This is a genomic window from Streptomyces sp. WMMB 322 (assembly GCF_900090145.1).
Taxonomy (GTDB): Bacteria; Actinomycetota; Actinomycetes; order Streptomycetales; family Streptomycetaceae; genus Streptomyces.
Genome location: NZ_FMHI01000008.1, coordinates 225,411 through 246,817 on the forward strand (window position 1 = coordinate 225,411; position 21,407 = coordinate 246,817).

20 protein-coding genes are annotated in these 21,407 nt (G+C 71.6%); 11 read left to right on the forward strand and 9 right to left on the reverse strand.

The window, feature by feature from the left end; all coding sequences use genetic code 11:
• Positions 1-199: 199 nt before the first annotated feature.
• Entirely contained in the window at positions 200-1,381 is a 1,182-nt protein-coding gene (locus H180DRAFT_RS15545) for a zinc-dependent alcohol dehydrogenase (protein ID WP_055486655.1), read from the reverse strand.
• A 282-nt stretch (positions 1,382-1,663) separates the two neighbouring features.
• On the opposite strand from H180DRAFT_RS15545, the gene H180DRAFT_RS15550 reads away from it, so the two are divergent.
• The gene (locus H180DRAFT_RS15550; protein ID WP_055486656.1) at positions 1,664-3,211 is read left to right on the forward strand and encodes an FAD-dependent oxidoreductase; all 1,548 of its coding nucleotides are present in this window, start codon (positions 1,664-1,666) and stop codon (positions 3,209-3,211) included.
• 266 nt (positions 3,212-3,477) lie between these two features.
• Positions 3,478-4,905, forward strand: coding sequence for an LCP family protein (locus tag H180DRAFT_RS15555; protein ID WP_055486657.1), 1,428 nt, complete (start codon positions 3,478-3,480; stop codon positions 4,903-4,905).
• A 197-nt stretch (positions 4,906-5,102) separates the two neighbouring features.
• Here H180DRAFT_RS15555 and H180DRAFT_RS15560 read toward each other — a convergent pair whose 3' ends face one another.
• The 4 genes from H180DRAFT_RS15560 to H180DRAFT_RS15575 all read right to left on the reverse strand — a co-directional run bounded on the left by H180DRAFT_RS15560 (position 5,103) and on the right by H180DRAFT_RS15575 (position 9,074).
• A complete protein-coding gene (locus H180DRAFT_RS15560; RefSeq protein ID WP_254666034.1) occupies positions 5,103-6,923 on the reverse strand; it encodes an acyl-CoA dehydrogenase in 1,821 nt (606 codons plus the stop codon).
• Between the two features lie 89 nt (positions 6,924-7,012).
• Entirely contained in the window at positions 7,013-7,912 is a 900-nt protein-coding gene (locus H180DRAFT_RS15565) for an SAM-dependent methyltransferase (RefSeq protein WP_368073125.1), read from the reverse strand.
• Between the two features lie 42 nt (positions 7,913-7,954).
• Complete coding sequence (locus H180DRAFT_RS15570; protein WP_055486658.1) at positions 7,955-8,212, reverse strand: DUF397 domain-containing protein; 258 nt, start codon at positions 8,210-8,212, stop codon at positions 7,955-7,957.
• 4 nt (positions 8,213-8,216) lie between these two features.
• Positions 8,217-9,074 carry a helix-turn-helix domain-containing protein gene (locus H180DRAFT_RS15575; protein WP_055486710.1) on the reverse strand — a complete coding sequence of 286 codons (858 nt, stop codon included), beginning with the start codon at positions 9,072-9,074 and terminating at the stop codon, positions 8,217-8,219.
• Between the two features lie 221 nt (positions 9,075-9,295).
• Between H180DRAFT_RS15575 and H180DRAFT_RS15580 the strand changes: the two genes are divergently transcribed.
• Entirely contained in the window at positions 9,296-9,748 is a 453-nt protein-coding gene (locus H180DRAFT_RS15580) for an ATP-binding protein (protein ID WP_055486659.1), read from the forward strand.
• Between the two features lie 175 nt (positions 9,749-9,923).
• Positions 9,924-10,739: an SAM-dependent methyltransferase gene (locus tag H180DRAFT_RS15585; RefSeq protein ID WP_055486660.1), complete on the forward strand. Its 816-nt coding sequence runs from the start codon at positions 9,924-9,926 to the stop codon at positions 10,737-10,739.
• A gap of 210 nt (positions 10,740-10,949) precedes the next feature.
• Here the strand turns inward: H180DRAFT_RS15585 and H180DRAFT_RS15590 are convergent, their stop codons facing one another.
• Positions 10,950-11,867 carry a helix-turn-helix domain-containing protein gene (locus H180DRAFT_RS15590; protein ID WP_055486661.1) on the reverse strand — a complete coding sequence of 306 codons (918 nt, stop codon included), beginning with the start codon at positions 11,865-11,867 and terminating at the stop codon, positions 10,950-10,952.
• A gap of 172 nt (positions 11,868-12,039) precedes the next feature.
• Positions 12,040-12,282, reverse strand: coding sequence for a DUF397 domain-containing protein (locus H180DRAFT_RS15595; protein ID WP_055486662.1), 243 nt, complete (start codon positions 12,280-12,282; stop codon positions 12,040-12,042).
• 212 nt (positions 12,283-12,494) lie between these two features.
• On the opposite strand from H180DRAFT_RS15595, the gene H180DRAFT_RS15600 reads away from it, so the two are divergent.
• From H180DRAFT_RS15600 to H180DRAFT_RS15610, 3 genes are all read left to right on the forward strand, one after another.
• Positions 12,495-12,698, forward strand: coding sequence for a hypothetical protein (locus tag H180DRAFT_RS15600; RefSeq protein WP_055486663.1), 204 nt, complete (start codon positions 12,495-12,497; stop codon positions 12,696-12,698).
• 202 nt (positions 12,699-12,900) lie between these two features.
• The gene (locus H180DRAFT_RS15605; RefSeq protein WP_055486664.1) at positions 12,901-13,800 is read left to right on the forward strand and encodes a universal stress protein; all 900 of its coding nucleotides are present in this window, start codon (positions 12,901-12,903) and stop codon (positions 13,798-13,800) included.
• A 103-nt stretch (positions 13,801-13,903) separates the two neighbouring features.
• A complete protein-coding gene (locus H180DRAFT_RS15610) occupies positions 13,904-15,376 on the forward strand; it encodes a dihydrolipoyl dehydrogenase family protein (protein WP_055486711.1) in 1,473 nt (490 codons plus the stop codon).
• 167 nt (positions 15,377-15,543) lie between these two features.
• Here H180DRAFT_RS15610 and H180DRAFT_RS15615 read toward each other — a convergent pair whose 3' ends face one another.
• Positions 15,544-16,371 carry a non-homologous end-joining DNA ligase LigD gene (locus tag H180DRAFT_RS15615; RefSeq protein ID WP_368073126.1) on the reverse strand — a complete coding sequence of 276 codons (828 nt, stop codon included), beginning with the start codon at positions 16,369-16,371 and terminating at the stop codon, positions 15,544-15,546.
• A 203-nt stretch (positions 16,372-16,574) separates the two neighbouring features.
• On the opposite strand from H180DRAFT_RS15615, the gene egtA reads away from it, so the two are divergent.
• The 4 genes from egtA to egtD all read left to right on the forward strand — a co-directional run bounded on the left by egtA (position 16,575) and on the right by egtD (position 21,165).
• Complete coding sequence (egtA, locus tag H180DRAFT_RS15620) at positions 16,575-17,795, forward strand: ergothioneine biosynthesis glutamate--cysteine ligase EgtA (protein ID WP_055486665.1); 1,221 nt, start codon at positions 16,575-16,577, stop codon at positions 17,793-17,795.
• A gap of 147 nt (positions 17,796-17,942) precedes the next feature.
• Positions 17,943-19,295 (forward strand): ergothioneine biosynthesis protein EgtB, encoded by a 1,353-nt coding sequence (gene egtB / locus H180DRAFT_RS15625; RefSeq protein ID WP_055486666.1) that lies wholly within the window; start codon positions 17,943-17,945, stop codon positions 19,293-19,295.
• Positions 19,295-20,155: an ergothioneine biosynthesis protein EgtC gene (gene egtC, locus H180DRAFT_RS15630; RefSeq protein ID WP_055486667.1), complete on the forward strand. Its 861-nt coding sequence runs from the start codon at positions 19,295-19,297 to the stop codon at positions 20,153-20,155. Before egtB ends, egtC begins: the two co-directional genes overlap by 1 nt.
• Positions 20,155-21,165, forward strand: coding sequence for an L-histidine N(alpha)-methyltransferase (gene egtD, locus H180DRAFT_RS15635; protein ID WP_055486668.1), 1,011 nt, complete (start codon positions 20,155-20,157; stop codon positions 21,163-21,165). The genes egtC and egtD overlap by 1 nt, the downstream gene beginning before the upstream one ends.
• On the opposite strand, the gene H180DRAFT_RS15640 is transcribed toward egtD, so the two are convergent.
• Positions 21,155-21,391 (reverse strand): DUF4190 domain-containing protein, encoded by a 237-nt coding sequence (locus tag H180DRAFT_RS15640; RefSeq protein ID WP_254666041.1) that lies wholly within the window; start codon positions 21,389-21,391, stop codon positions 21,155-21,157. The two genes, egtD and H180DRAFT_RS15640, sit on opposite strands and share 11 nt — an antisense overlap.
• Positions 21,392-21,407: the final 16 nt, after the last annotated feature.

Sequence of the window (21,407 nt, forward strand, 5' to 3'; positions counted from 1 at the left end):
GATCAGGAGCAAGAGCAAGAGCCGAAGCAGGCAGCCGAAGCAGGAGAAGAAGCAGAAGCGCCGGCGGGTTCGGCGCCCGTCGGCGCTGCTGCTCAACTCCCGTGCTCCGCAGTGCAGTCGGCCCGGGCGGCGCTGCCCCGCACCGAATCCCCGTACCGAATTGCCGCACCGCACCCCGCTCGGCATCCTCGCGGCGCGGTCACGGCCGCATGACGACCTTCACCGCGCCGTCGGCCTTCTTCTGGAACATCTCGTAGGCCTCCGGCGCCTGCACCAGCGGCAGGTGGTGGGTGGCGAAGTCGTCCACCCCGAGGACGTCCTCGTCGGTGAGCAGAGGCAGGATGTCCGGCACCCAGCGCTTGACGTTGGCCTGTCCCATGCGCAGCTGGATCTGCTTGTCGAAGAGCGTCAGCATCGGCAGGGGGTCGGCGGCGCCGCCGTAGAGACCGGAGAGCGAGATCGTCCCGCCGCGGCGCACGATGTCGATCGCGGCCTGGAAGGCGGAGAGCCGGTCCACCCCGGCCTTGGTCATGACCTTCTCGGCCAGCTTCCCGGGAAGCATCCCGCCCACAGTCTGTGCCGCCTTTCCGGCGGGGTTGCCGTGTGCCTCCATGCCGACGGCGTCGATGACGGCGTCCGTACCGCGGCCGTGTGTCATCTCCCGCACGGCGGCGCCGATGTCGTCGTGCTCCGTGAGGTCCAGCACCTCCGCGCCGCGGGCGCGTGCCCTTGCGAGCCGTTCGGGCACCAGGTCGATGCCGATGACCTGCCGGGCCCCGCGGTGCAGCGCGATCCGGCACGCCATGTCGCCGATCGGGCCGAGACCGATGACGGTCACGGTTCCGCCCTTGGGGACGTCCGCGTACTCGACGGCCTGCCAGGCCGTCGGCAGGACGTCGGAGAGGAAGAGGAAGCGGTCGTCATGCGGCCCGTCGGGGACCTTGACGGGGCCGTACTGGGCCTGCGGCACGCGCAGGTACTCGGCCTGGGCGCCGGGAACGGCCCCGTAGAGCTTCGTGTAGCCGTACAGCGGTGCGCCCACCCCGTGCTCACGGACCTGTGTGGTCTCGCACTGGGTCTGCAGGCCCTGGTCACACATGAAGCAGGAGCCGCAGGCGATCTGGAAGGGCACGACCACGCGGTCGCCCGGCTTCAGATGCGTCACCTCACTGCCGACCTCCTCGACGACACCCATCGGTTCGTGCCCGAGGATGTCGCCCGGTGTCATCAGCGGTGTCAGCACCTCGTAGAGGTGCAGGTCCGAGCCGCACAGCCCGGTCGACGTGATCCGGATGACCGCGTCGGTCGGCTCCTGCACGACGGGGTCGGGCACCTCGGCGACCTGCACGTCCCGCTTTCCCTGCCAGACGACTGCCTTCATTTCCTCATCACCTCCGTAGCAGGCGGCCGGGTACCCGGGAGCCCTCCCCGGACACGTGGAGACTGCCGCGAAACCCCGCCGTCACGCGTGACCCGTGCGGCGACGGGAATCACAGCAGGGTTGAACAGCCCGACAGTGGTACTGGGGATGCCATGAAGATCCAGCGGGGGAGGCCCGCGGGAAGCGCATGCGGCGGACGCCGGTGTGCGGCCCTGCGGACAACAGCACGACCCGGACGAGCCGGATGAGCCGGCGAGCCGCGGACGATCATGAGGAGCAGCGGTGACCACACTGCCCGTCGGTTACGAGTCCTACTGGATGCTGTCTGCCGGGGCGTCGGCCCATCCACCGCTTCCGGCCGGGAGCGTGACGGAAGTGGACGTCGCGGTCGTCGGTGGCGGAGTGGCCGGCCTGTCCGTCGCGTGGGAGCTGGCGCGGGCGGGCAGGAGCGTCGCCGTGCTCGAGGCCGACCGCATCGCCGCGGGAGTCACGGGCCACACGACCGGCAAGGTCTCGGCCCTGCACGGTCTTGTCTACTCGTATCTGCGGGAGAAGCGCGGCGTCGAGGACGCCCGCCTCTACGCCTCTTCCCAGCAGCAGGCCATCGACCATCTCGAGGACGTGACACAGGAGTTGGGGATCGGCTGTGACCTGGAGCGGATCCCCGCGTACACCTTTGTCGAGTCCGAGCACCACGCGGACGAGATACAGGCCGAGGCCGAGGCGGCCCTGGAGGCCGGGCTGCCCGCGTCCTTCGTCACGGACACCGGGCTTCCTTTTCCGGTGTGCGCGGCCGTACGCGTCGAGGACCAGGCCCAGTTCCATCCGCGCAAGTACCTGCTCGCCCTCGCCGAGGACCTGCTGCGGCGCGGCGGGCGCATCCACGAGCGCACCCGTGTCACCGGCCTGGACGAGGGCGATCCGTGCCGGGTGGTCACCGAGAACGACGCCGAGGTCGTCGCCCGTGACGTCGTGGTGGCCACTCACTACCCCGTCTTCGACCGGGCGTTGATGTTCTCCAGACTGGAGCCCCGCCGGGAACTCGTCGTCTCCGCGCTGCTGCCGGACGGCCAGGACCCCCGCGGCGCCTACCTCACCCCGGAACGCGGCACGCGTTCGGTGCGGACCGCTCCCTATCCGTTCGGGAAGGGAAAGCGGCTGCTGATCGTCACCGGTGAGAAGTTCACGCCGGGGACCGGGGGGCAGGGTTCCGTGGCCGCCGGCTACGAGCGGCTCGCGGCGTGGACGTACGAGCGCTTCCCCGACGCCCGGCTCGTGCACCGGTGGGCGACCCAGGACAACGACACCACCGACCGCGTCCCCTACATCGGCGCCTTCCACCCGGCGTCGCAGCACACCTGGGTGGCCACCGGCTTCGGCGGCTGGGGGATGTCCGGCGGCGTGCTGGCCGGGCAGCTTCTCGCCGCGCACATCACCGGTGAAGTGCTGCCGCCCTGGGCGAAGTTGTACGATCCGCGCCGGCTGAGTCCCCGTGAGGCGCCGGCGATGCTGCGGCTTCAGTCGGCGGTCGCGGGCCGCTTCGTCGGTGACCGGCTGCGCTCGTCGTACGCCGACTCCGTGGAGGAGGTCGCACCGGGTACGGGCGCGATCGTGCGGGTGCGGGGGCGCCGCTGCGCGGTGCACCGCACGCCGGAGGGCGAGGTGCGTGCGCTCTCGCCGCGCTGCACGCATCTGGGGTGCCTTGTGAGGTTCAACGACGCCGAGGGCGCGTGGGAGTGCCCCTGCCACGGCTCGCGCTTCGACACCGAGGGGCGGGTGATCCAGGGCCCTGCGACCAGGCCCCTGGAGCGGCGCGACGACGTGACGTGAAGGTGGGGGAGGGCTCGGCGGGGACGGGTGGGGCGGGCAGGATCGGCGTTCATCTGACCGGGTGAGCCGGACGAGTGAGCACGACGTATCGCCGGAGGTATGGGCACGGGGCTGCCTAGCATGCGGAATCCCACATTCCGCCGGAGGTGCACCGACTTATGTCCCCTCTCTCCCGCCCCGCCCGGTCCCCGCGTCCCGCCCGACCCGCCCCGTCCCCGCGTCCCGCCCGACCCGCCCCGTCCCCGCGCGCTCGCCGGCTGCTCGCCGTGGCCTGCGCCGTGTGCACCGCGCTCACGTGCGGCGCCGCGCTCGACCCGAAGACGGTCGCGACGAACACGCCCGTCCCGCCCGGCGATTCGGAGCGCGTGAGCAACGCCTTCGAGAAGCTCTCCGAGGCCGGCCGTCCCGCCCGGGGCCCCGGCATGAACATCCTTCTCGTCGGACTCGACCGGCGTGAGGGGCTCTCCCAGAAGACGAAGAACCGTCTGCATGTGAACGGCAAGCAGTGCGACTGCACGGACGTGATGATGCTGCTTCACATCTCCGCCGACCGGCGACGTGTCAGCGTGGTGAGCATTCCCCGGGACTCCTACGTGCGGTTCGCAGCGCACCGTGACCACGGCAAGGGCTTCGGCAAGATCACCGAACGCACCACGCGTCACCTCGGCAAGATCAACAGTGCGTACGCCCACGGCGGTCCCGCGCTCACCATCCGCACCGTCGAGCAGAGCACCGGGGTCCGCATCGATCACTACGCCGAGACCGACTTCCCCGGGTTCGAGAAGACCGTGAACCGGCTGAAGGGGACGCAGGTCTGCTCCGCCGAACCGCTCAAGGACAAGAACAGCGGCCTGAAACTCGCGGCGGGCACGCACACGCTGAACGGGAACCACGCGCTGCGGTTCGTGCGTGCCCGGCACGTCGACCCGCCCGGCGACCTCGGCCGCATCCGCCGGCAGCAGCACGTCCTCGGAGATCTCCTGCGCACGCTCACCAGCGACCGGACGGCCGGCAGTCCGCTCGAAGTGGTACGTGCCGCCGCCGCGTTGAGCGGCTCGGTCCGCTGGGACAAGGGGTTCACGACGCGAGACATGGCACGGCTCGCACGCGACCTGCGCGGCCTGACGGCGAAGCGGACGGAGTTCGCGACCGTGCCGATCCAGGACTTCGACCACCGCGCGCCCGTGTGGGGCTCCACCCTCCGATGGGACGGCCCGCGAGCCCGCGCCCTCTTCGCCGATCTGCGCGCGGACCGGCCCATCACCGGAAACACCGTCACGGGCCCGGCGCCCGGCGCCACGCCCGTGCCGTACCGGCCGGAGGACGTCTCCGTCCGGGTGGAGGGAAGCGGAAAGACCGCCGAGCACGTCGCACAGGAACTGCGGGACAACGGCTTCCAGGTCACCGGCCCGCGGCGGGCCACCGCCGACGGTTCCGGCCGCGGACGCACGGAGATCACCTACGACGACTACTGGCAGCGCAAGGCGAGCACCGTCTCGGCAGCGATGCCCGGGGCGGTGATGCGGCCCCAGAAGGTCAAGGGCAGCAAGCACTCCCAGGTCTTCACGGTGAGGCCCGGTACGGAGGGCGCCGACGTGACCGACGTCGTCTACGACCGCAGCAGCGTCGTGGGCGCCCCGGTACGCGGCGACGAACTCGGCTGCGACGGGCGCACACCGCACAGCAGGGACTGAAGGACCGAGAAGAAGGACCGACGGCACAGAAGCACAGCAGTCCGGGCGCGCAGTCCGGGCGCGGCTCGGATCAACTCCCGGGCCGCGCCCGGACTTTCGGCGTCCGTCCGCGCGACGCGGGGCCTCCGGGGGCGGACTGATGCTCCCCCGGAGGGCCAACGGGTCCCGGGGCCCCGGAGCCCGTTGGGCCGCAGCGCCTAGAACCAGTCCGGCTCGGTCTCCAGCGTCGTGGTGTCGAGCGATTCCAGCAGGTCGAACTGCGGTGCCGTGCGGGGCAGTTCGTAACGGAAGAAATAGCGCGCCGCCTGCCGCTTGCCCTCGTGGAAGGCGTCGTCGTGACCGGCGGTGGCCAGGAACTGTCCGAGCCATATCCAAGCCATGACGGTGTGCCCCACCGCCTCCAGATATACGGAGGCGTTCGCGAGGGCCACCGACGGATCGCCGGTGCCCCACAGCCGCGCGGTGACTTGGGTGACCCGCTCCCACGACTCCCGCAGGGCGGCGCCCAGTTCGGCCGCCTCGCCGTCGGTGGCCAGCGCCCGCTCCACCGTCTTGCCGATGGTCTCGCCGAGCGCCACGAGACCGGCTCCGCCGTCCATGACGGCCTTGCGGCCGAGCAGGTCGAGGGCCTGGATGCCGTGCGTCCCCTCGTGGATGGGGTTGAGGCGGTTGTCGCGGTAGTGCTGCTCGACGTCGTACTCACGGGTGTAGCCGTAACCGCCGTGCACTTGAATCGCGAGGTTGTTGGCCTCCAGACACCACTGCGAGGGCCAGCTCTTGGCGACCGGGGTGAGCACGTCCAGCAGGAGGCGTGCGTGTGCACGCTCCTCCTCCTGCTCGGCGGTCTGCTGCTCGTCGACGAGCCGCGAGCAGTACAGCAGAAGTGCGAGCGCGCCCTCGACGTAGGACTTCTGGGCGAGCAGCATCCGCCGCACGTCGGCGTGTTCGATGATGGGCACCTGCGGCGCGGAGGCGTCCTTGCCGGCGACGGGCCGGCCCTGCGGGCGTTCGCGCGCGTACTCGAGGGACTTCAGATAGCCGGTGTAGCCCAGGGCCATGGCGCCGGCGCCGACTCCGATGCGGGCGCCGTTCATCATGTGGAACATGTACGTGAGCCCGCAGTTGGGCAGGCCCACGAGGTACGCGGCCGCGCCCGGGGCGCCGCCCGGAGTGTGCGCGCCCTCACCGAAGTTGAGCAGGGTGTTCGTCGTGCCCCGGTAGCCCATCTTGTGATTGAGCCCGGCCGTCACGACGTCGTTGCGCTCGCCGAGGGTGCCGTCCTCACCCACGAGGTACTTGGGCACGATGAACAACGAGAGGCCCTTGACGCCCGGGGGCGCCCCGGGGATGCGGGCCAGGACCAGATGGACGATGTTCTCCGCGAGCTCGTGGTCGCCCGCCGAGATCCACATCTTGCTGCCGAACAGCCGGTAGCTGCCGTCCGGTTGGGGTTCGGCGCGGGTGGTGACATCGGCCAGCGAAGAGCCCGCCTGCGGCTCGGAGAGGCACATGGTGCCGAAGAAGCGGCCGGAGAGCATGGGCCGTACATAGGTGTCGATCTGCTGCGGGGACCCGTGCTCGCACAGGAGCCTGGCGTTGCCGAGGGTGAGGAAGACGTAGGCGGACGTGCCGATGTTCGCCGCCTGGAACCAGCTGAAGCAGGCGGTCGTCATCAGCTGCGGCAGCTGCATGCCGCCCAGTTCCTCGTCCATGGGGGCGGCGAGCAGGTCGGCCTTGCTGAAGGCCTCCAGGGCCTCCTTCACCTCCGGCACGGTGTGCACGCGTTCACCGTCGAAGCGGGGCTCCTGCTGGTCGTTCTTCTTGTTGTGCGTAGCGAAGTGGCGCGTGGCGATCTGCTCGCTCAGGTCGAGCACGGCGTCGAAGGTCTCGCGGGAGTGCTCGGCGAAGCGCGGGCGCCGGGTCAGCTCCTCGGCGTCGAGCCACTGGTGGAGGAGGAAGTCCAGGTCCCGGCGGGAGAGCAGGAGCGACGAAGTGGCCATGTGGCGTGATCCGATCACGGTCGGCGGCGTACGGGCGCATTCCTAAGCGCTTGCTTATCGTGCGTCCGCGCGGCACCCCGTGTCAACGGCCCCCCTCACGGCGCCGGTCAGGGTTTACGGGCCACCCCCGCGTAGCTCGGCACCTCCTCGCCGGACAGGTGCGCCGGGGTGTCCGGGTCCGGGCGCCACTGGTGGGGGAGTACGAGGCCGGGGTCGGCCGGCTCCAGACCGTCGAAGAAGCGGGCCACCTCCGAGCGCGTACGGGGCCGAAGCGGACAACCGCCCGGATACGTTCCGAGAACCGTCTCGGCCCGCGCCGCGGCGTCCTCGTCGAGGAAGTCGGCCGTCGCGTGCGTGAGGACGAGATGGCTGCCGGCGGGGAGCGCGCCGAGCAGCGTGCGGACGATGTCGTACGGATGCTGCTCGTCGCGCACGAAGTGCAGCACGGCGCCGAGGGAGAGGCCCACGGGGCGGCCCAGGTCGATGGTGTCGCTCAGGCCGGGGGCGTCGAGGATGCTCTCCGGGTCCGTGAGATCCGCGTGCACATAGGCGGTGCGGCCTTCGTCGTTGCCGTCGCGCGCCGCACGGGCATGCCGCAGGACGAGGGGGTCGTTGTCGCTGTAGACGACCTTCGCCCCGGGGTCGGCCTCCCGGGCCGCCTGGTGCAGATTCGGCTCGGTGGGGATGCCGGACCCTATGTCCAGGAACTGCCCGACCCCGCGCTCGGCAGCGAGCCAGCGGGTCGCCCGGAGCATGAAGTCCCTGTTGGCCCGTGCCGCGTTGCGCACCGCCGGCATTGCGGCAACCACGGATTCCGCAGCCCGCACGTCGGCGTCCGAGTGGTCACGGCCGCCCAGGTAGTAGTCCTGCATGCGGGCCGGGTGCGCTCTGCCGGGCTCCGGTGCGGGTCCGGCCCGGCCGCCGGCGCGGCCGCCGCGGGAGGCTCCCGCCGGCCGCGCCGCTTCCGTCCGTCCCGGGGGTCCGGTCACTCCAGTCACTCCGGTCACTCCAGTCAACGGTGGCTCCGTTTCCGTGCTGGGCGGTCGTGGTCATCCGTGGGTGAGCAGGAAGTCGGCTTCACCGCGCTTGGCGCCGCGTATGAAGGTGTCGATCTCGGCGGGGTCGTATATCAGGGCGGGCCCGTCCGGGTCGGTGGACTGCCGCAGCGCGACGCGGCCGTCCCCCAGCATCATCACCTCCAGGCAGTTCCCGCCGTTCGGGCCGCTCCACGGCTTGTGCCAGCCCTCGGCACCCAGCTCCCGGGAGGGCATGCCGTTGTAGATGTGCTGTGTCGTGTCGCGGCCCATGCAGTCAGAACTCCTTGCGGATCTCACCGAGGAGAGCCTCGGTGCTTCGTGCCGGTGCGGCCTGCGCACCTATGCGGTCCAGTGCCTCCAGATAGACGGTGGTGTCGCGGCGCTCGTCGTAGTAGACGGCGCCGCTGAGGCTCTCGGCGTAGACGATGTCGGGCAGTTCGGGGATCTCGAACCGGAAGAGCTGGAACGGCCCGAACATGGCGGGGTGCGCCCCGGCGGCGAACGGGATGATCTGCACGGTGACGTGAGGCAGGGCGGCGCTCTCGATCAGCCGGTCGATCTGGCCGCGCATCACCTGCGGAGTGCCGACGTGCCGCCGCAGGACCTGCTCCTCCAGCACGACCCACAGCCGCGGCGCGTCCGTCCGTCTCAGTAGTTCCTGGCGCTCCATGCGCAGGGCCACCCGGCGCCCCAGCTCCTCCTCCCCGGCGTTGGGGAAGCCGGTGCGCAGCAGCGCCCGCGCGTACTCCTCGGTCTGGAGCAGCCCGTGCACGCAGTGTGGCTCGTAGGCGCGGATCAGGCTCGCCTCGCCCTCCAGGCTGACGTAGAGGCTGAACCACGAAGGCAGCACGTCGCGGAATCCCTGCCACCAGCCGGGCCGGTTCGCTTCGTCGACCAGTTCGAGAAAGGCGGTGATCTCGTTCTCGGGAATTCCGTACGTTTTGAGAAGTTTCTCCACGTACGGCGGCTTGAGGCCCACCTCGGCCTTCTCCATGCGGCGGACCGTCGTGGTGTTCACGCTCAGGGCCGCGGCCGCTTCGGCGAACGAGCATCCGGCGGCCTCGCGCAAGTCCCGCAGTCGCATGCCGAGGACCATCTGACCCACGGTCGGAGCGGTACGGCCGTCAGCCAACACGCCTCCCCTCCACCGGACTTGCCCGGCCAGAAGTGTCCCATGCGATCAGTGCACGGGCCACTCTGTTCCTCCGATTCTGCAATTCGCAGACTGGCTATTGCCAACCGGGACGAGCACGGCGCATAGTGATGGATGTGATACAGCTCATGCCCCGCATGGTGCTGCCTCCGCGCCCTGTCCCTCCCCGCAGCAGGTAGTCGGAAGGCGTCGAACCCACCGTGGCCTTGTCCCGCCCTGTCATACCGCTCTCCCCGTCCTCACCCGTCGGGGCGCTCGTGCGTCGCGGCGGCTTCGAGCTGCCCGCACACGCCACGGCGGTGGCCGAGGCCCGCAAGATGGTGCGCGGTCAGGTGCGCAGCTGGGGACTGCCGGAGGAGGTCGGCCGCACGGCGCAGCTCGTCGTCTCGGAGTTCTTCACCAACGCCGTGGTGCATACCGACAGCTGCCGCGTCCGCTGCAGACTCCAGGTCTGCGAGCAGCGGCTGCGCATAGAGGTGTGCGACGAGGGCAGGGGATGCGACGAGGTGGCTCCCCGCCGGGCGTCCGCGGAGGATGTGAACGGCCGGGGACTGCAGCTCGTGAACGCGGTCGCGGAGAGCTGGGGTGTGCGCCCGGAGGACTCGGACTCCGGGCGCGTCGTGTGGGCGGAGCTGCCTCTTCCCCGGCTGTGACCGCATGTCCACACGCGTCACTCGCATCCCTGCCGCATCATCGGTTGCGCGGCTTGCGAATTTCCTTTCCCTACTGGGTAGTTGCGGTGCTCTTCGCCACATCGCCGTGCCATGCTTCGCCGTGACGGAACGTGTACGCAACGGGACGCGTGCACGGCGGGACGGTGAGGGACGCATGCGCGGAGACGAAGTCGCGGAAGGTCAGGGAGTGGACGTCACAACTCCCAGTGTGGCGCGTATGTACGACCACTACCTCGGCGGAAAGGACAACTACGAGGTCGACCGTCAGGCCGTCGAGGAACTCGACAAGGTCGTACCGAGCACCCGGCCGCTGGCCGTCAACAACCGCCGCTTCCTCCGGCGCGTAGTCCGCGTCCTCGCGGAGGAGTACGGCGTGCGGCAGTTCCTCGACCACGGGTCAGGCCTGCCGACGCAGGACAACGTGCACCAGGTCGCGCAGCGCGTCGACCCGAAGGCGCGGGTCGTCTACGTCGACAACGACCCCATCGTGCTGGCCCACGGGCGGGCCCTGCTGGACGAGAACACCAACACCGCGGTCATCCAGGCGGATCTGCGCGACACCGACGAGATCTTCGCGCACCCCGAGGTGGGCCGGCTGATGGACCTCTCCGAGCCCGTCGGTGCCCTGTTCGTCTCCGTGATGCACTGCATCCCCGACTCCTCCGACCCGGCGGCCGTGCTGCGCCGCGTCGCCGAACGCCTTCCGTCGGGCAGCTTCCTGGTGATCAACCAGCTGGTGAGCGAGGACAAGGCGACCCGGGACTTCGTCACGGACTTCATGGCGAAGGCCACCGGCGACCGCTGGGGCAGGGTGCGTCAGGCGCACGAGGTCGAGCGCTACTTCGACGGTCTGGAGATCCTGGAGCCGGGCCTGGGGGAGATCAACGACTGGCGGCCGGACTCGGACCTCGGGCCGAAGCAACTCACCGACGAGTGGTACGAGTTCGGAGGCGTCGCCCGCAAGCCCTGACCACCGGCGGCGGGGCGCGGTGCGCAGGGCGGGGCCCCGCCGGACGGGATACCGCCGGGCCGCTGGCGCTCCGTTGCCCCGGTCCGCTCCGCATCGGGCCGCGGCCAGGGCCTGTGCGGCGGTACATGCGGACAGCTCTCGACCGGACGGCTTGATACGGCGGCACGGTATCGCGGGGCACATGCCCCGGGCCTGTCCGGCGGAGAGTCCCTAGCCCGGGTGCCGCTCGAAGCGGCTCAGCAGCCTCTCCAGGAACTCGACCGTCATCGACGGCGGTTCGGCCGTAGCGCACAGGCGGTCCATGACCACCATGTAGTTCTCCACCTCTTCGCGCTTCTCCAGGTACAGCGAGGAGGTGAGCTGTTCCAGATAGACGATGTCCGGCAGGTCCGGCTCCTGGAAACGCAGTATCGTCACCGGTCCGCCGGCGGCGGCGAGGCCGCCGATCGCGAACGGCGCGATCTGCACGGTGATGTTGGGCTGTTCGGTCGCCCACAGCAGCCGTTTGATCTGCTCCCGCATCACCGATGCCCCGCCGAGCGGGCGTTGCAGGGCCGCCTCGTCGACGACCGCCCACAGCTTGGGGCTGTGCGGCCGGGTGAGGATGGCCTGCCGGTCCTGGCGGAGCTCCACGCGTCGCTCGATCTCCTCCGTCGACGCGCGTGGATGCCCCAGCCTCATGACGGCGCGGGCATAGTCCTCGGTCTGCAACAGACCGGGGACGAACTGCACTTCGTACATGCGGATGACGGAGGCCGCTTCCTCCAGGCCGATGAGTCTGTCGAACCACGGCGACATCACATCGCTGTACTTCTGCCACCAGCCGGGGGTGTTGGCGTGCCGCGCCAGGACCAGATACTCCTCGCGCTCCGGTCCGGAGGTGACTCCGTAGAGCGAGAGCAGATCGGCGACGTCCCGCTCCTTGCAGCCCACTCTGCCCAGTTCGAGGCGGCTGATCTTGGCGTGGGAGCCCCGGATCGCGTCCCCGGCCTGTTCACGGGTGATGCCACGCCCCTCGCGGAGCCTGCGCAGCTGCGTGCCGAGCACGATGCGCAGAATCGTCGGGCCGCCACGGGGATGGTCCAGGATCCGCCTGACCGAGGAATCGCTTTCCCGCTCTGCTGACATCAGGTCTTCCCTGCTCCCGTGAGTGACGAGCCGAGCGCCCAGTGTCCCACTCGGTCAACGGCCCGTACAGTCATGCTGCTTGCACATACCCCGGCCATGTGCCACACCGTTGTGGCGCCGCATACGGCCGGGGGCCACGCGCCCCCCGCTGTCCGACCCGGCATCGCCCGCGTCAGCCGCCCGCGGTCAGCAGGTCGTCGAAGTCGCCGTCCTTGGCGCCCTGCACGAACGCCGCCATCTCGGCGGGCGTATAGACCAGCGCGGGGCCCGAAGGGTGGCGCGAGTTGCGCACGGCGACGTGACCGCCCGGCAGGCCGGCCAGCTCGACACAGTTGCCGTTGGGGTTGCTGCGCGCGCTCTTGCGCCAGGTGACGTTCCTGAGGCGGGTGGCCTCGATTCCGTTCTCGATCTGCATGAATGGCCTCTCTGTGACGTCCATCTGACAGCCGTACGGGGGTTGTTGGGTCGTACTGTCTCACAGCCGCACGTTCTTGCATCTGTAATTGCAGATGTACTTGCAGGCGTAAGTACACGCGGTGGAGAATGGCTCGCGCAGCGGTACTGAGCGGTGAACGTGCCCCGGAATCACCACAGTTCGGCTCATCTGTCCCTCACTCTGGAGTCCTGGTGACCTCATTCGGATCCGAACGTCCCGCCTCGGCCGGGCCGCTGGACGCTCAGGCCGCCGTCGTGGAGCTCGAACACTGCGACTGGGACGCCCCGTTGACGCGTCTGCTCCTGCTGCTGGAGATCGCCGACCGGCCGGCCTGGCTGCGGGAGGTCGCCCGCGGCGCACGGCGCGGCGGCTCCGGTCAGTCCTCGGGCGCCTGAAGGCCAGCAGGGCCCGGGCACACCTGCGTCCCGGAACTCACGACGCCTCCGGCGCGTCAGTTCACTCCGCGTCAGCCTTGCGCCGTCACACTCGGCCGGCCCGTCACCTCGTCACTTCGCGGGCGCCACGCCTTCTCCCGGCCTTCGCCCGAATCCCGCACACTGGGACAAACGGACGAGCCCACCCGAGGAGAACCGCCCGATGAATGACCGCTCCGAAGCCCCGGCCGCCGAAGGCCGCGTGGTCGTCGGCGTCGACGGATCCGAACCCTCCTTGCGTGCCCTCGACATGGCCGCCGAGGAAGCGGACCGCAGAGGCGTCGCGCTCGAGATGGTGATTTCCGCCGGATGGCCCCGCCGCTCCAGGGTCCCCGTGCTGGAGGCCGACACCGAACGCATCAGGTCCGCCGCGGCGGCCGTCCTGGACGCGGCGGGGCAGCGGGCCCACGAGCGCGTTCCCGGACTGCGCGTCATGGCGCAGGTCCACACCGAGGCCCTGGCGGCCGACACCCTCGTCAAGGCCAGCCGCAGCGCCGCGCTGACCGTCGTCGGCACGCGCGGGCACGGCGGGTTCTCCGGGCTGCTCATCGGCTCGGTCAGCCTCCGCGTCGCCACGCACTGCGAGGGCCCGCTGATGGTCGTCGGCGACAGCCGCAAGGGCGGCGCCACCGACCGCGGCACCGTCATGGTGGGCATGCACTCCGAGTCGGACGAGGCCGCGCTGCGATTCGGCTTCGAGGAGGCCGGCCGCCGCGGTTCGTCGCTGCGCGTCCTGCACGCCTGGCACCACCCCCGCATGCCCGGCAGGCTCCAACTGCCGCCCAGCGAGGCCGAGCAGGCCCGCTCGGCCGCGTCGGAACTCGTACGCAAGCTGGTGGAGCCGGTCCGCAAGGACCACCCCGGCGTGCAGGTCAGCGCCGACGAGCAGGGCGGCAGCCCGGCAGCCACCCTCATCGAGGCCAGCCGCGCCGCCGACGTCCTCGTGATCGCCGTGCACCGCCGTCCGCACCGCCGCCTGGGACTGCAGCTCGGGACGGTCGCGCACGCGGTGCTGCACCATGCGCACTGCCCGGTGGTGCTGGTGCCCACCCCGGCGGGCTGAGCGCACCTGCGGGCGCACGGATACTCCACCGGCCTCCTGGCCCGTTTACGGCCGGTGCCTGGGCGCACCCGCAAATTCCGGAACCCAGCACGTGGAGGCCTACATGACACGCTCCGAGGCGACCGCTCCGACCACGGCAACCCCTGACGGCGGCGAGTACGACGTCATCGTGATCGGAGCGGGCCCGGTCGGGGAGAACGTCGCCGAGCGCGCCCATGCGACGGGACTCGGCGCGGTCGTCGTCGAGAGTGAACTCGTGGGCGGCGAATGCTCCTACTGGGCCTGCATGCCCAGCAAGGCGCTGCTGCGTCCCGTCGCCGCCCTCGCCGACGCCCGGCGCGTGGCCGGAGCGGCGCAGGCCGTCGGCGGCGCGGTCGACGCGGACGCGGTCCTGGCGCGGCGCACCTCGTTCACCTCGAACTGGCAGGACGGAAGCCAGGTCGACTGGCTTGGCTCCGTCCCCGTGGACCTCGTGCGCGGCCACGGCCGGCTCGACGGTCCGCGCCGCGTGGTCGTCGAGACGCCGGACGGCTCCTCCCGCACCCTCACCGCCCGCCATGCCGTCGCCGTGTGCACCGGCAGCCGCGCGGCTCTCCCGGACCTGCCGGGCATCGCCGAGGCGCGCCCCTGGACCAGCCGGGAGGCCACGTCCTCCAAGGAGGTGCCGGGGCGCCTCGCGGTCGTCGGCGGGGGAGTGGTCGGAGCGGAGATGGCGACCGCGTGGCAGGCCCTGGGCTCCGAGGTGACTCTGCTCGTCCGCGGAGACGGGCTGCTGACCCGCATGGAGCCCTTCGCCGGGGAAATGGTCGCCGAATCCCTCACGGAGGCCGGTGCGACGGTGCGGACCGGCGTCTCCGTCGAGCGACTGGAGCGGCCCTCCCCGGACCGGCCCGTCACGCTGTCCCTCAGCGACGGCAGCACACTCGAGGCCGACGAGGTCCTCTTCGCCACCGGCCGCAAGCCGCGCACCGACGACCTGGGTCTGGAGACGGTGGGCTGCGAGCCGGGCAGCTGGCTGACCGTGGACGACAGCCTCCGGGTGAAGGATGTGCACGGCGGGTGGCTGTACGCCGTGGGCGACGCCAACGGCCGTTCCCTCCTGACGCATCAGGGCAAGTACCAGGCCCGCATCGCGGGCAGTGCCATCGGCGCGCGTGCGGCGGGCGTCCCGTTGCTGGAGACCGACCGCTGGGGCGCGCACTCGGCCACCGCCGACCACGACGCCGTGCCGCAGGTCGTCTTCACCGACCCGGAGGCCGCGTCGGTGGGACCGACGGCGGCCGAGGCGGAACAGCGGGGCATGCGGGTGCGGGTGGCGGACCTGGACATGGCAGAGGTCGCCGGGGCCGCGCTCTACGCCGACGGCTACCGGGGACGCGCCCGGATGGTCGTCGACGCCGACCGCGAGGTGGTCGTGGGCGTCACCTTCGTCGGTCCAGGCGTCAGCGAACTGCTGCACTCCGCGACCGTCGCCGTCGCCGGTGAGGTGCCGCTGGATCGGCTGTGGCATGCCGTGCCCGCCTACCCGACGGTCAGCGAGGTGTGGCTGCGGCTGCTGGAGGCATGCCGCGGCTGACGGCTGACGGCTGACGGCTGACGGGTGACGGGTGACGGGTGACGGGTGACGGCTGACGTCCGGCTGACGCGGGCGGAGGGGGCGTCAGACCTACTCCGGCAGGCGCCTGTCCGCCGCCCGTACCGACCGGCCCCGCGAACCCGTTCCCGCCCACGGATCGTCCACGCTCAGCCTGTCGGCGATGTTGCGGACGTTCCACCGGTCGGGGCGCAGCTCCGGGTCCTCCAGCTCCGGCCACCCGACCGGAGTTGCCACGGGTGCGTGCCCGGCCGGGCACGCACCGAGCAGGGGGCGACGACCGTCTGCGCGTAGGCGTTGCGCTGGATGTCCGGATAGACGCGGTCGCCGCTGGGGGCACCTCCCGGGCCGCGAGGCCCAGGGGGACTTGCGGGGCTCGTCGGTGAGCCGTCCGGGATGGCGCGCCACCAGCACCCGGGAGACCGTGCGGGCGAATTCCCGCACCGCGTCGAAGTCCGACCCGCGGTCCAGTGCGGCGATGACGTGCAGCCCGCGCGAGCCGTCGTCATCGGCTGCGTGGGCAGTCCGGCCTCCTCCAGCAGTCCGCCCACGCAGCGCGCGGCCCACCGCACGTCCTCGAAGTCCGCGTCGCCGTTGGGGTCCAGGTCGAAGACGAGCAGGTCCGGATTGCCGGGCCGGTCCGTCTTCGACATCCAGCGGTGCGTGGTGACATACGCCTGCCCCGCGAGGTACACCAGGGTGTCGGCGTTGTCGCACACCACGTGCCGCACCGTGCCGTCCTGCTTGGGAAGTTCGGCGGTGTGCACCCAGTCGGGGAAGTAGTCCGGGGCGTTCTTCTGCATCAGCGGCTTTCCGCCGACACCGTCCGGATGGCGCTCCATCATCAGGGCCCGGCCGCGCAGCCGCGGCACGGCACGGCGGGCCACGCGCCGGTAGTGGCCCGCGAGTTCGCTCTTCGTGATCCCGTCGTCCGGGAAGAGCACCTTCCGCGGCCTGCTGACCTCGATGTCCGTCACGTCGCGACGAGTTGACCGCTCCCGGTGGCGCAAACCGCCATTCGGCCCTCTCCAGGCGGTTTCGTACGTCACCCGGGGGTCACCCGGCCCGCACCCCGGCGGGCTCTGCCGTCTTGCGCGCAGCGCGTCCCCGAAGCAGTCTCGGACTCCACAGGACCAACCCGCATGCACCGTTCCGTATCCGACTGGAGGCGCCGGATCCCATGGATGCCGTGCTGAACGAGGACGAAGCAGCCGCGTACGTCGGAGGCATCTGTTTCAAGACCGGGCCGCCGCGCCGCGTCGGAGTGGAGCTGGAATGGCTCATCCGCGACCGTTCCGCGCCGTCCCGCGCCGTGCCTCCCGGCCGGCTGGAGAAGGCGCTGGAGCCGCTGTGGACCCGTGGCCTGCCGGGCGGCAGCAGGCTCACAAGGGAACCCGGCGGTCAGCTCGAAGTCTCCTCCCCGCCCGGCGAGACGCTCGACGAGTGCATCGCCACCACTGCCGCCGATCTGACCGTTCTGCGTCACCGGGTGCGCGGCTCGGGGGCGCTGCTGTACGGACGGGGCCTCGACCCGTATCTCAGCCCCCCGCGGGTGCTGGAGGATCCCCGCTACCGCGCCATGGAGGCGCACTTCGACCGTTCCGGCCCCTGGGGCCGGATGATGATGAGGGCCACCGCCGCCGTCCAGGTCAGCCTGGACGCGGGTGACGACTCCGACGGGCCCTCCGGGTACCGCCACCGCTGGCGGCTTGCACACCGTCTCGGCCCCGTACTCGTGGCGGCCTTCGCCAACTCGCCGTTGTGGCGCTCACGTCCGACCGGGTGGGTCTCCACCCGGCAGAGCGTGTGGGCCCGCGCCGACCCTGCGCGCACCAGCCCGCCTCGTCCGCACAGCGACCCCCGCGAGGGCTGGGCACGCCACGCACTCGACGCCGAACTGCTGTGCCTGCGCCGCGACCCGCCGGCCGAATGGACGGCACCTCCCCGGCTCTCCTTCCGCGCCTGGCTGAAGGGTGCCCACCGCGAACGCCCGCCCACGCGCGACGACCTCGACTACCACCTCGGCACGCTCTTCCCGCCCGTGCGGCCTCGCGGCTGGCTGGAGTTGCGGATGATCGACGCGCAGTGCGGCGACGGCTGGATCGCGGCCACGGCCGTCGTGGCGACCCTGCTGGACGACCCCGTCGCCGCGGACTCGGCGTGGGCGGCGACGGAACCCCTGGAGAGCGACCCGGTGCTGTGGCAGCGCGCCGCGCGGAACGGCCCCGCCGACCCGCTGCTGGGGCCGGCGGTGCGCAGGTGCGTCGCGGCGGCCGAGTCGGCGCTCTCCCGCCGTGACCACGGCAGCCTCGTGCACAGCGCCGTGGCCGAATTCGCCGAGCGTTACTCCGAGCGCGGACGCTGCCCCGCCCACGACCAACTGGACGCCATGCGCGGCTGAGACCTGCGGCTGATACGCCGCGCGCCTCGGCGCCCGCCCCTCCCCCGGGTCACCGGCCCGGGTGGGGGTTCCCCCGGGGCGCCTCCCCGCGAAGCGCGTGGGAGAAGCGAGGGGCCCCAGGTGCCCACACGAGAGGAGACACCGAAGATGTCCGAACGCTCAGCCGCGCAGGCCACCACCGCCGCACCCGCGGGCCGTGAGCGCGCGCTCGCCGCCCTGGAGCGGGCGCGGCGGCGCACCGCGGCCCTCACGGACTGTCTGGACGAGGCCGGACTGACCGCCCAGCACTCCAGGTTGATGTCGCCACTGGCGTGGGATCTGGCGCACGTGGGCAACCAGGAGGACATCTGGCTGCTGCGCGAAGCGGGCGGCACCGGCGGGGTGCGTCCCGATCTCGACGCCGTCTACGACGCGTTCCGCACGCCGCGCGCCGACCGCCCCGCCCTGCCGATGCTCCCGCCCGACGCGGCCCGCGCCTACATCGCCGAAGTGCGCGCCCGCGCGCTGGAGGTGCTCGCCGCAGGTCCGCCCGACGGGGCCGACAGTGCGCTCTTCGAGGGCGACTTCGTCTTCGGCATGGTCGCCCAGCACGAGCAGCAGCACGACGAGACCATGCTCGCCACGCACCAGCTGCGCCGGGGTCCCGCGGTGCTCGACGCCCCCGATCCTTCCGCGCCCACCTCCAGGGCCACGGACGACAGGCACGGTGAAGTGCACGTTCCTGCGGGGCCGTTCACGATGGGCACCTCCGCCGAACCCTGGGCGCTGGACAACGAGCGTCCGGCGCACACCGTCGACGTACCGGCCTTCGACCTGGACGCCGTACCGGTGACGAACGGCGCCTACCAGCGCTTCATCGAGGACGGCGGATACCGTGACGAGCGCTGGTGGCACCCCGAGGGCTGGGCGTACGTGCAGAAGGCGGAGCTGTCCGCCCCGCTGTTCTGGCGCCGGGACGGCGAGATGTGGCTGCGGCGCCGCTTCGGCTACATCGAGCGTGTCCCGCCCGGCGAGCCGGTGATGCACGTGTCCTGGTACGAGGCCGACGCGTACGCCCGCTGGGCCGGGCGCCGGCTGCCGACGGAGGCCGAGTGGGAGAAGGCGGCCCGCCACGACCCGCGGACTGGTGAATCCCGCCGCTACCCGTGGGGTGACGCGGAACCCGACGAGGGACGCGCCAACCTGGGCCAGCGCCATCTGCGTCCCGCGCCCGCCGGCGCCTACCCGGCCGGTGCCGCTCCGTGCGGTGCCCGGCAGCTGATCGGCGACGTGTGGGAGTGGACGTCCTCGGACTTCACCGGCTACCCGGGATTCCGGGCCTTCCCCTACCGCGAGTACTCCGAGGTCTTCTTCGGCAGTGACCACAAGGTGCTGCGCGGCGGGTCGTTCGGCACCGACGCGGTCGCCTGCCGGGGCACGTTCCGCAACTGGGACCTGCCGGTGCGCCGCCAGATCTTCGCGGGCTTCCGGACGGCGCGCAGCAGCGGGGGAGGGAACTGATGTGCCGCCACCTCGCCTACCTCGGCCCGCCGTCGTCCCTTGCGGACCTGGTGATCTCTCCCGCGGGCGGTCTGTACGAGCAGTCGTGGGCTCCCCGCATGCAGCGGTACGGGACCGTCAACGCCGACGGTTTCGGCCTGGGTTGGTATCCGGCGCCGCGAACGCCGCGCGACGGCGACGGGGCAGCGCCGGACGGCGAGCAGCTCCCGGCCCGCTACCGGCGCGCCGTCCCCGTCTGGGCCGATGTGAACCTGCCCGACCTCGCACGGACGGTGCACAGCACCGCTGTGCTCGCCGCCGTGCGCGACGCGACCGAGGGCACCGCCCAGGACGAGACGGCCGCGGCACCGTACGCGGACGGCCGGCTCCTCTTCAGCCACAACGGCGCCGTGCGCGACTGGGAGCGTCTGGTGGAGGACCTCGGTGTGGCGCTGGAGCCCGCCGAGCTGCTCCGGCTGGAGGCCCGCTGCGACTCCGCGCTGCTGTGGGCACTGCTGACCGGCCGTATCCGCGCGGGCGAGCCGGCCGAGGACGCCCTGGCGTGGCTCGCGGTGCGCATCAGGGACATACGGCCGGGCGCCCGGCTCAACTTCCTTCTCACGGACGGCCGCACCGTATGGGCCACCCGCTGCGGCGACACCCTCTGGTACCGCACGGGGCCCGGAAGCGTGCGCGTCGCCTCCGAGCCGGACGACGCGCCCGCCGAGGACTCCGAGGCCGGCTGGCAGGAGGTCCCCGAGGACTCGCTGCTCGTTGCCACCGTCTCGTCCGTACGCACAGCACCCCTGGTCCACACCGCACCGCGGCCCCCGGCAGACGTGTCCGGGGGCAGCACCGGCATCCACACGAGGAGATCCTGATGACGGGCCGCTTCGACCTCACCCGCCGCCTGCCCGACGGGTACTTCACCGACGCGCTCCACACCGATGTGCTCAAAGGGCTCACCGGCCGCCCCAAGACGCTGCCGCCGAAGTGGTTCTACGACGCCCGCGGAAGTGAACTCTTCGAAGAGATCACGCAGTTGCCCGAGTACTACCCGACGCGGGCCGAACACGCGATCCTCACCGGGCGCTGCGACGAGATCGCCGCGGCGACCGGCGCCCGCACACTCGTGGAGCTCGGCTCCGGTTCGTCGCGCAAGACGCGGCTGCTCCTCGACAGTCTGCTGCGGCACGGCACTCTGGAGGCCTACGCGGCGCTCGACGTCAGTGCCGACGCGCTGCGCGAGGCGGGCGAGCAGCTGTGCCGCGACTATCCCGGCCTGCGGGTCACCGGCTGTGTGACCGACCTGGAGACCGACCTCGGGATTCCGGAGACTGCTCCCGGGCCGCGTCTGGTGGCCTTTCTCGGGGGCACCCTCGGCAACCTGGGCGGCGAGGCGCGGCCCGCGTTCTACGCCGCCCTGCGCGCCGGACTCCGGCCGGGGGACGCGCTGTTGCTCGGCGCGGACCTGGTGAAGGACCCGGGGGTGCTCGTTCCGGCGTACGACGACGCGCAGGGAGTGACCGCGGAGTTCAACAAGAACGTGCTGCGGGTGCTCAACCGCGAACTCGGCGCGCGTTTCGACCCGGCCGCCTTCCGGCACGTCGCGGTGTGGAACGAGCGGGAGGAGCGGATCGAGATGCGGCTGCGCTCGCTCCGTGCGCAGGCGGTGGAGCTGCCCGCCCTGGAGATGACCGCGGAGTTCGAGGAGGGCGAGGAGATCCTCACGGAGATCGCCGTGAAGTTCCGCCGCGCCGCTCTTGCGGACGAACTCGCGCGTGGCGGCTTCGCGTTGAGCCACTGGTGGACGGACGAGGAGGGGCGGTTCGCGCTCATGCTGGCCGAGCCGTCGCCGGTGCGGCCCGGCCCGGGGCCGCTCAGCCGGTGATGCTCCAGGAGAACGACTGGTCGGCGGCGGCGACCGTCGCGAGTACGGCGAGGTCGGCGGCGCCGAGCGTCATCCCGAGGACCGCCCGGGCGCGGCGCGTCGTGCCGCGCATCAGGGCGAGGCCGGAGAGCACCAGCGCGCACGGGCCGAGGACGAGGTTGAAGACGAGCAGTCCGGCCAGGCCCATCACGAAGGAGGCGACGGCCATGCCGTCGGCGTCGTGCAGACGGGCGGCGGCCGCG

Excerpts from the sequence above, each read along its gene's own strand:
- H180DRAFT_RS15545 (WP_055486655.1), bottom strand. The coding sequence starts at position 1,381 with ATGAAGGCAGTCGTCTGGCAGGGAAAGCGGGACGTGCAGGTCGCCGAG.
- H180DRAFT_RS15570 (WP_055486658.1), bottom strand. The coding sequence starts at position 8,212 with ATGGGCCGCGACACGACACAGCACATCTACAACGGCATGCCCTCCCGG.
- H180DRAFT_RS15585 (WP_055486660.1), top strand. The coding sequence starts at position 9,924 with ATGCGCGGAGACGAAGTCGCGGAAGGTCAGGGAGTGGACGTCACAACT.
- H180DRAFT_RS15590 (WP_055486661.1), bottom strand. The coding sequence starts at position 11,867 with ATGTCAGCAGAGCGGGAAAGCGATTCCTCGGTCAGGCGGATCCTGGAC.
- H180DRAFT_RS15595 (WP_055486662.1), bottom strand. The coding sequence starts at position 12,282 with ATGCAGATCGAGAACGGAATCGAGGCCACCCGCCTCAGGAACGTCACC.
- H180DRAFT_RS15605 (WP_055486664.1), top strand. The coding sequence starts at position 12,901 with ATGAATGACCGCTCCGAAGCCCCGGCCGCCGAAGGCCGCGTGGTCGTC.
- H180DRAFT_RS15610 (WP_055486711.1), top strand. The coding sequence starts at position 13,904 with ATGACACGCTCCGAGGCGACCGCTCCGACCACGGCAACCCCTGACGGC.
- egtA (WP_055486665.1), top strand. The coding sequence starts at position 16,575 with ATGGATGCCGTGCTGAACGAGGACGAAGCAGCCGCGTACGTCGGAGGC.
- egtB (WP_055486666.1), top strand. The coding sequence starts at position 17,943 with ATGTCCGAACGCTCAGCCGCGCAGGCCACCACCGCCGCACCCGCGGGC.
- egtC (WP_055486667.1), top strand. The coding sequence starts at position 19,295 with ATGTGCCGCCACCTCGCCTACCTCGGCCCGCCGTCGTCCCTTGCGGAC.
- egtD (WP_055486668.1), top strand. The coding sequence starts at position 20,155 with ATGACGGGCCGCTTCGACCTCACCCGCCGCCTGCCCGACGGGTACTTC.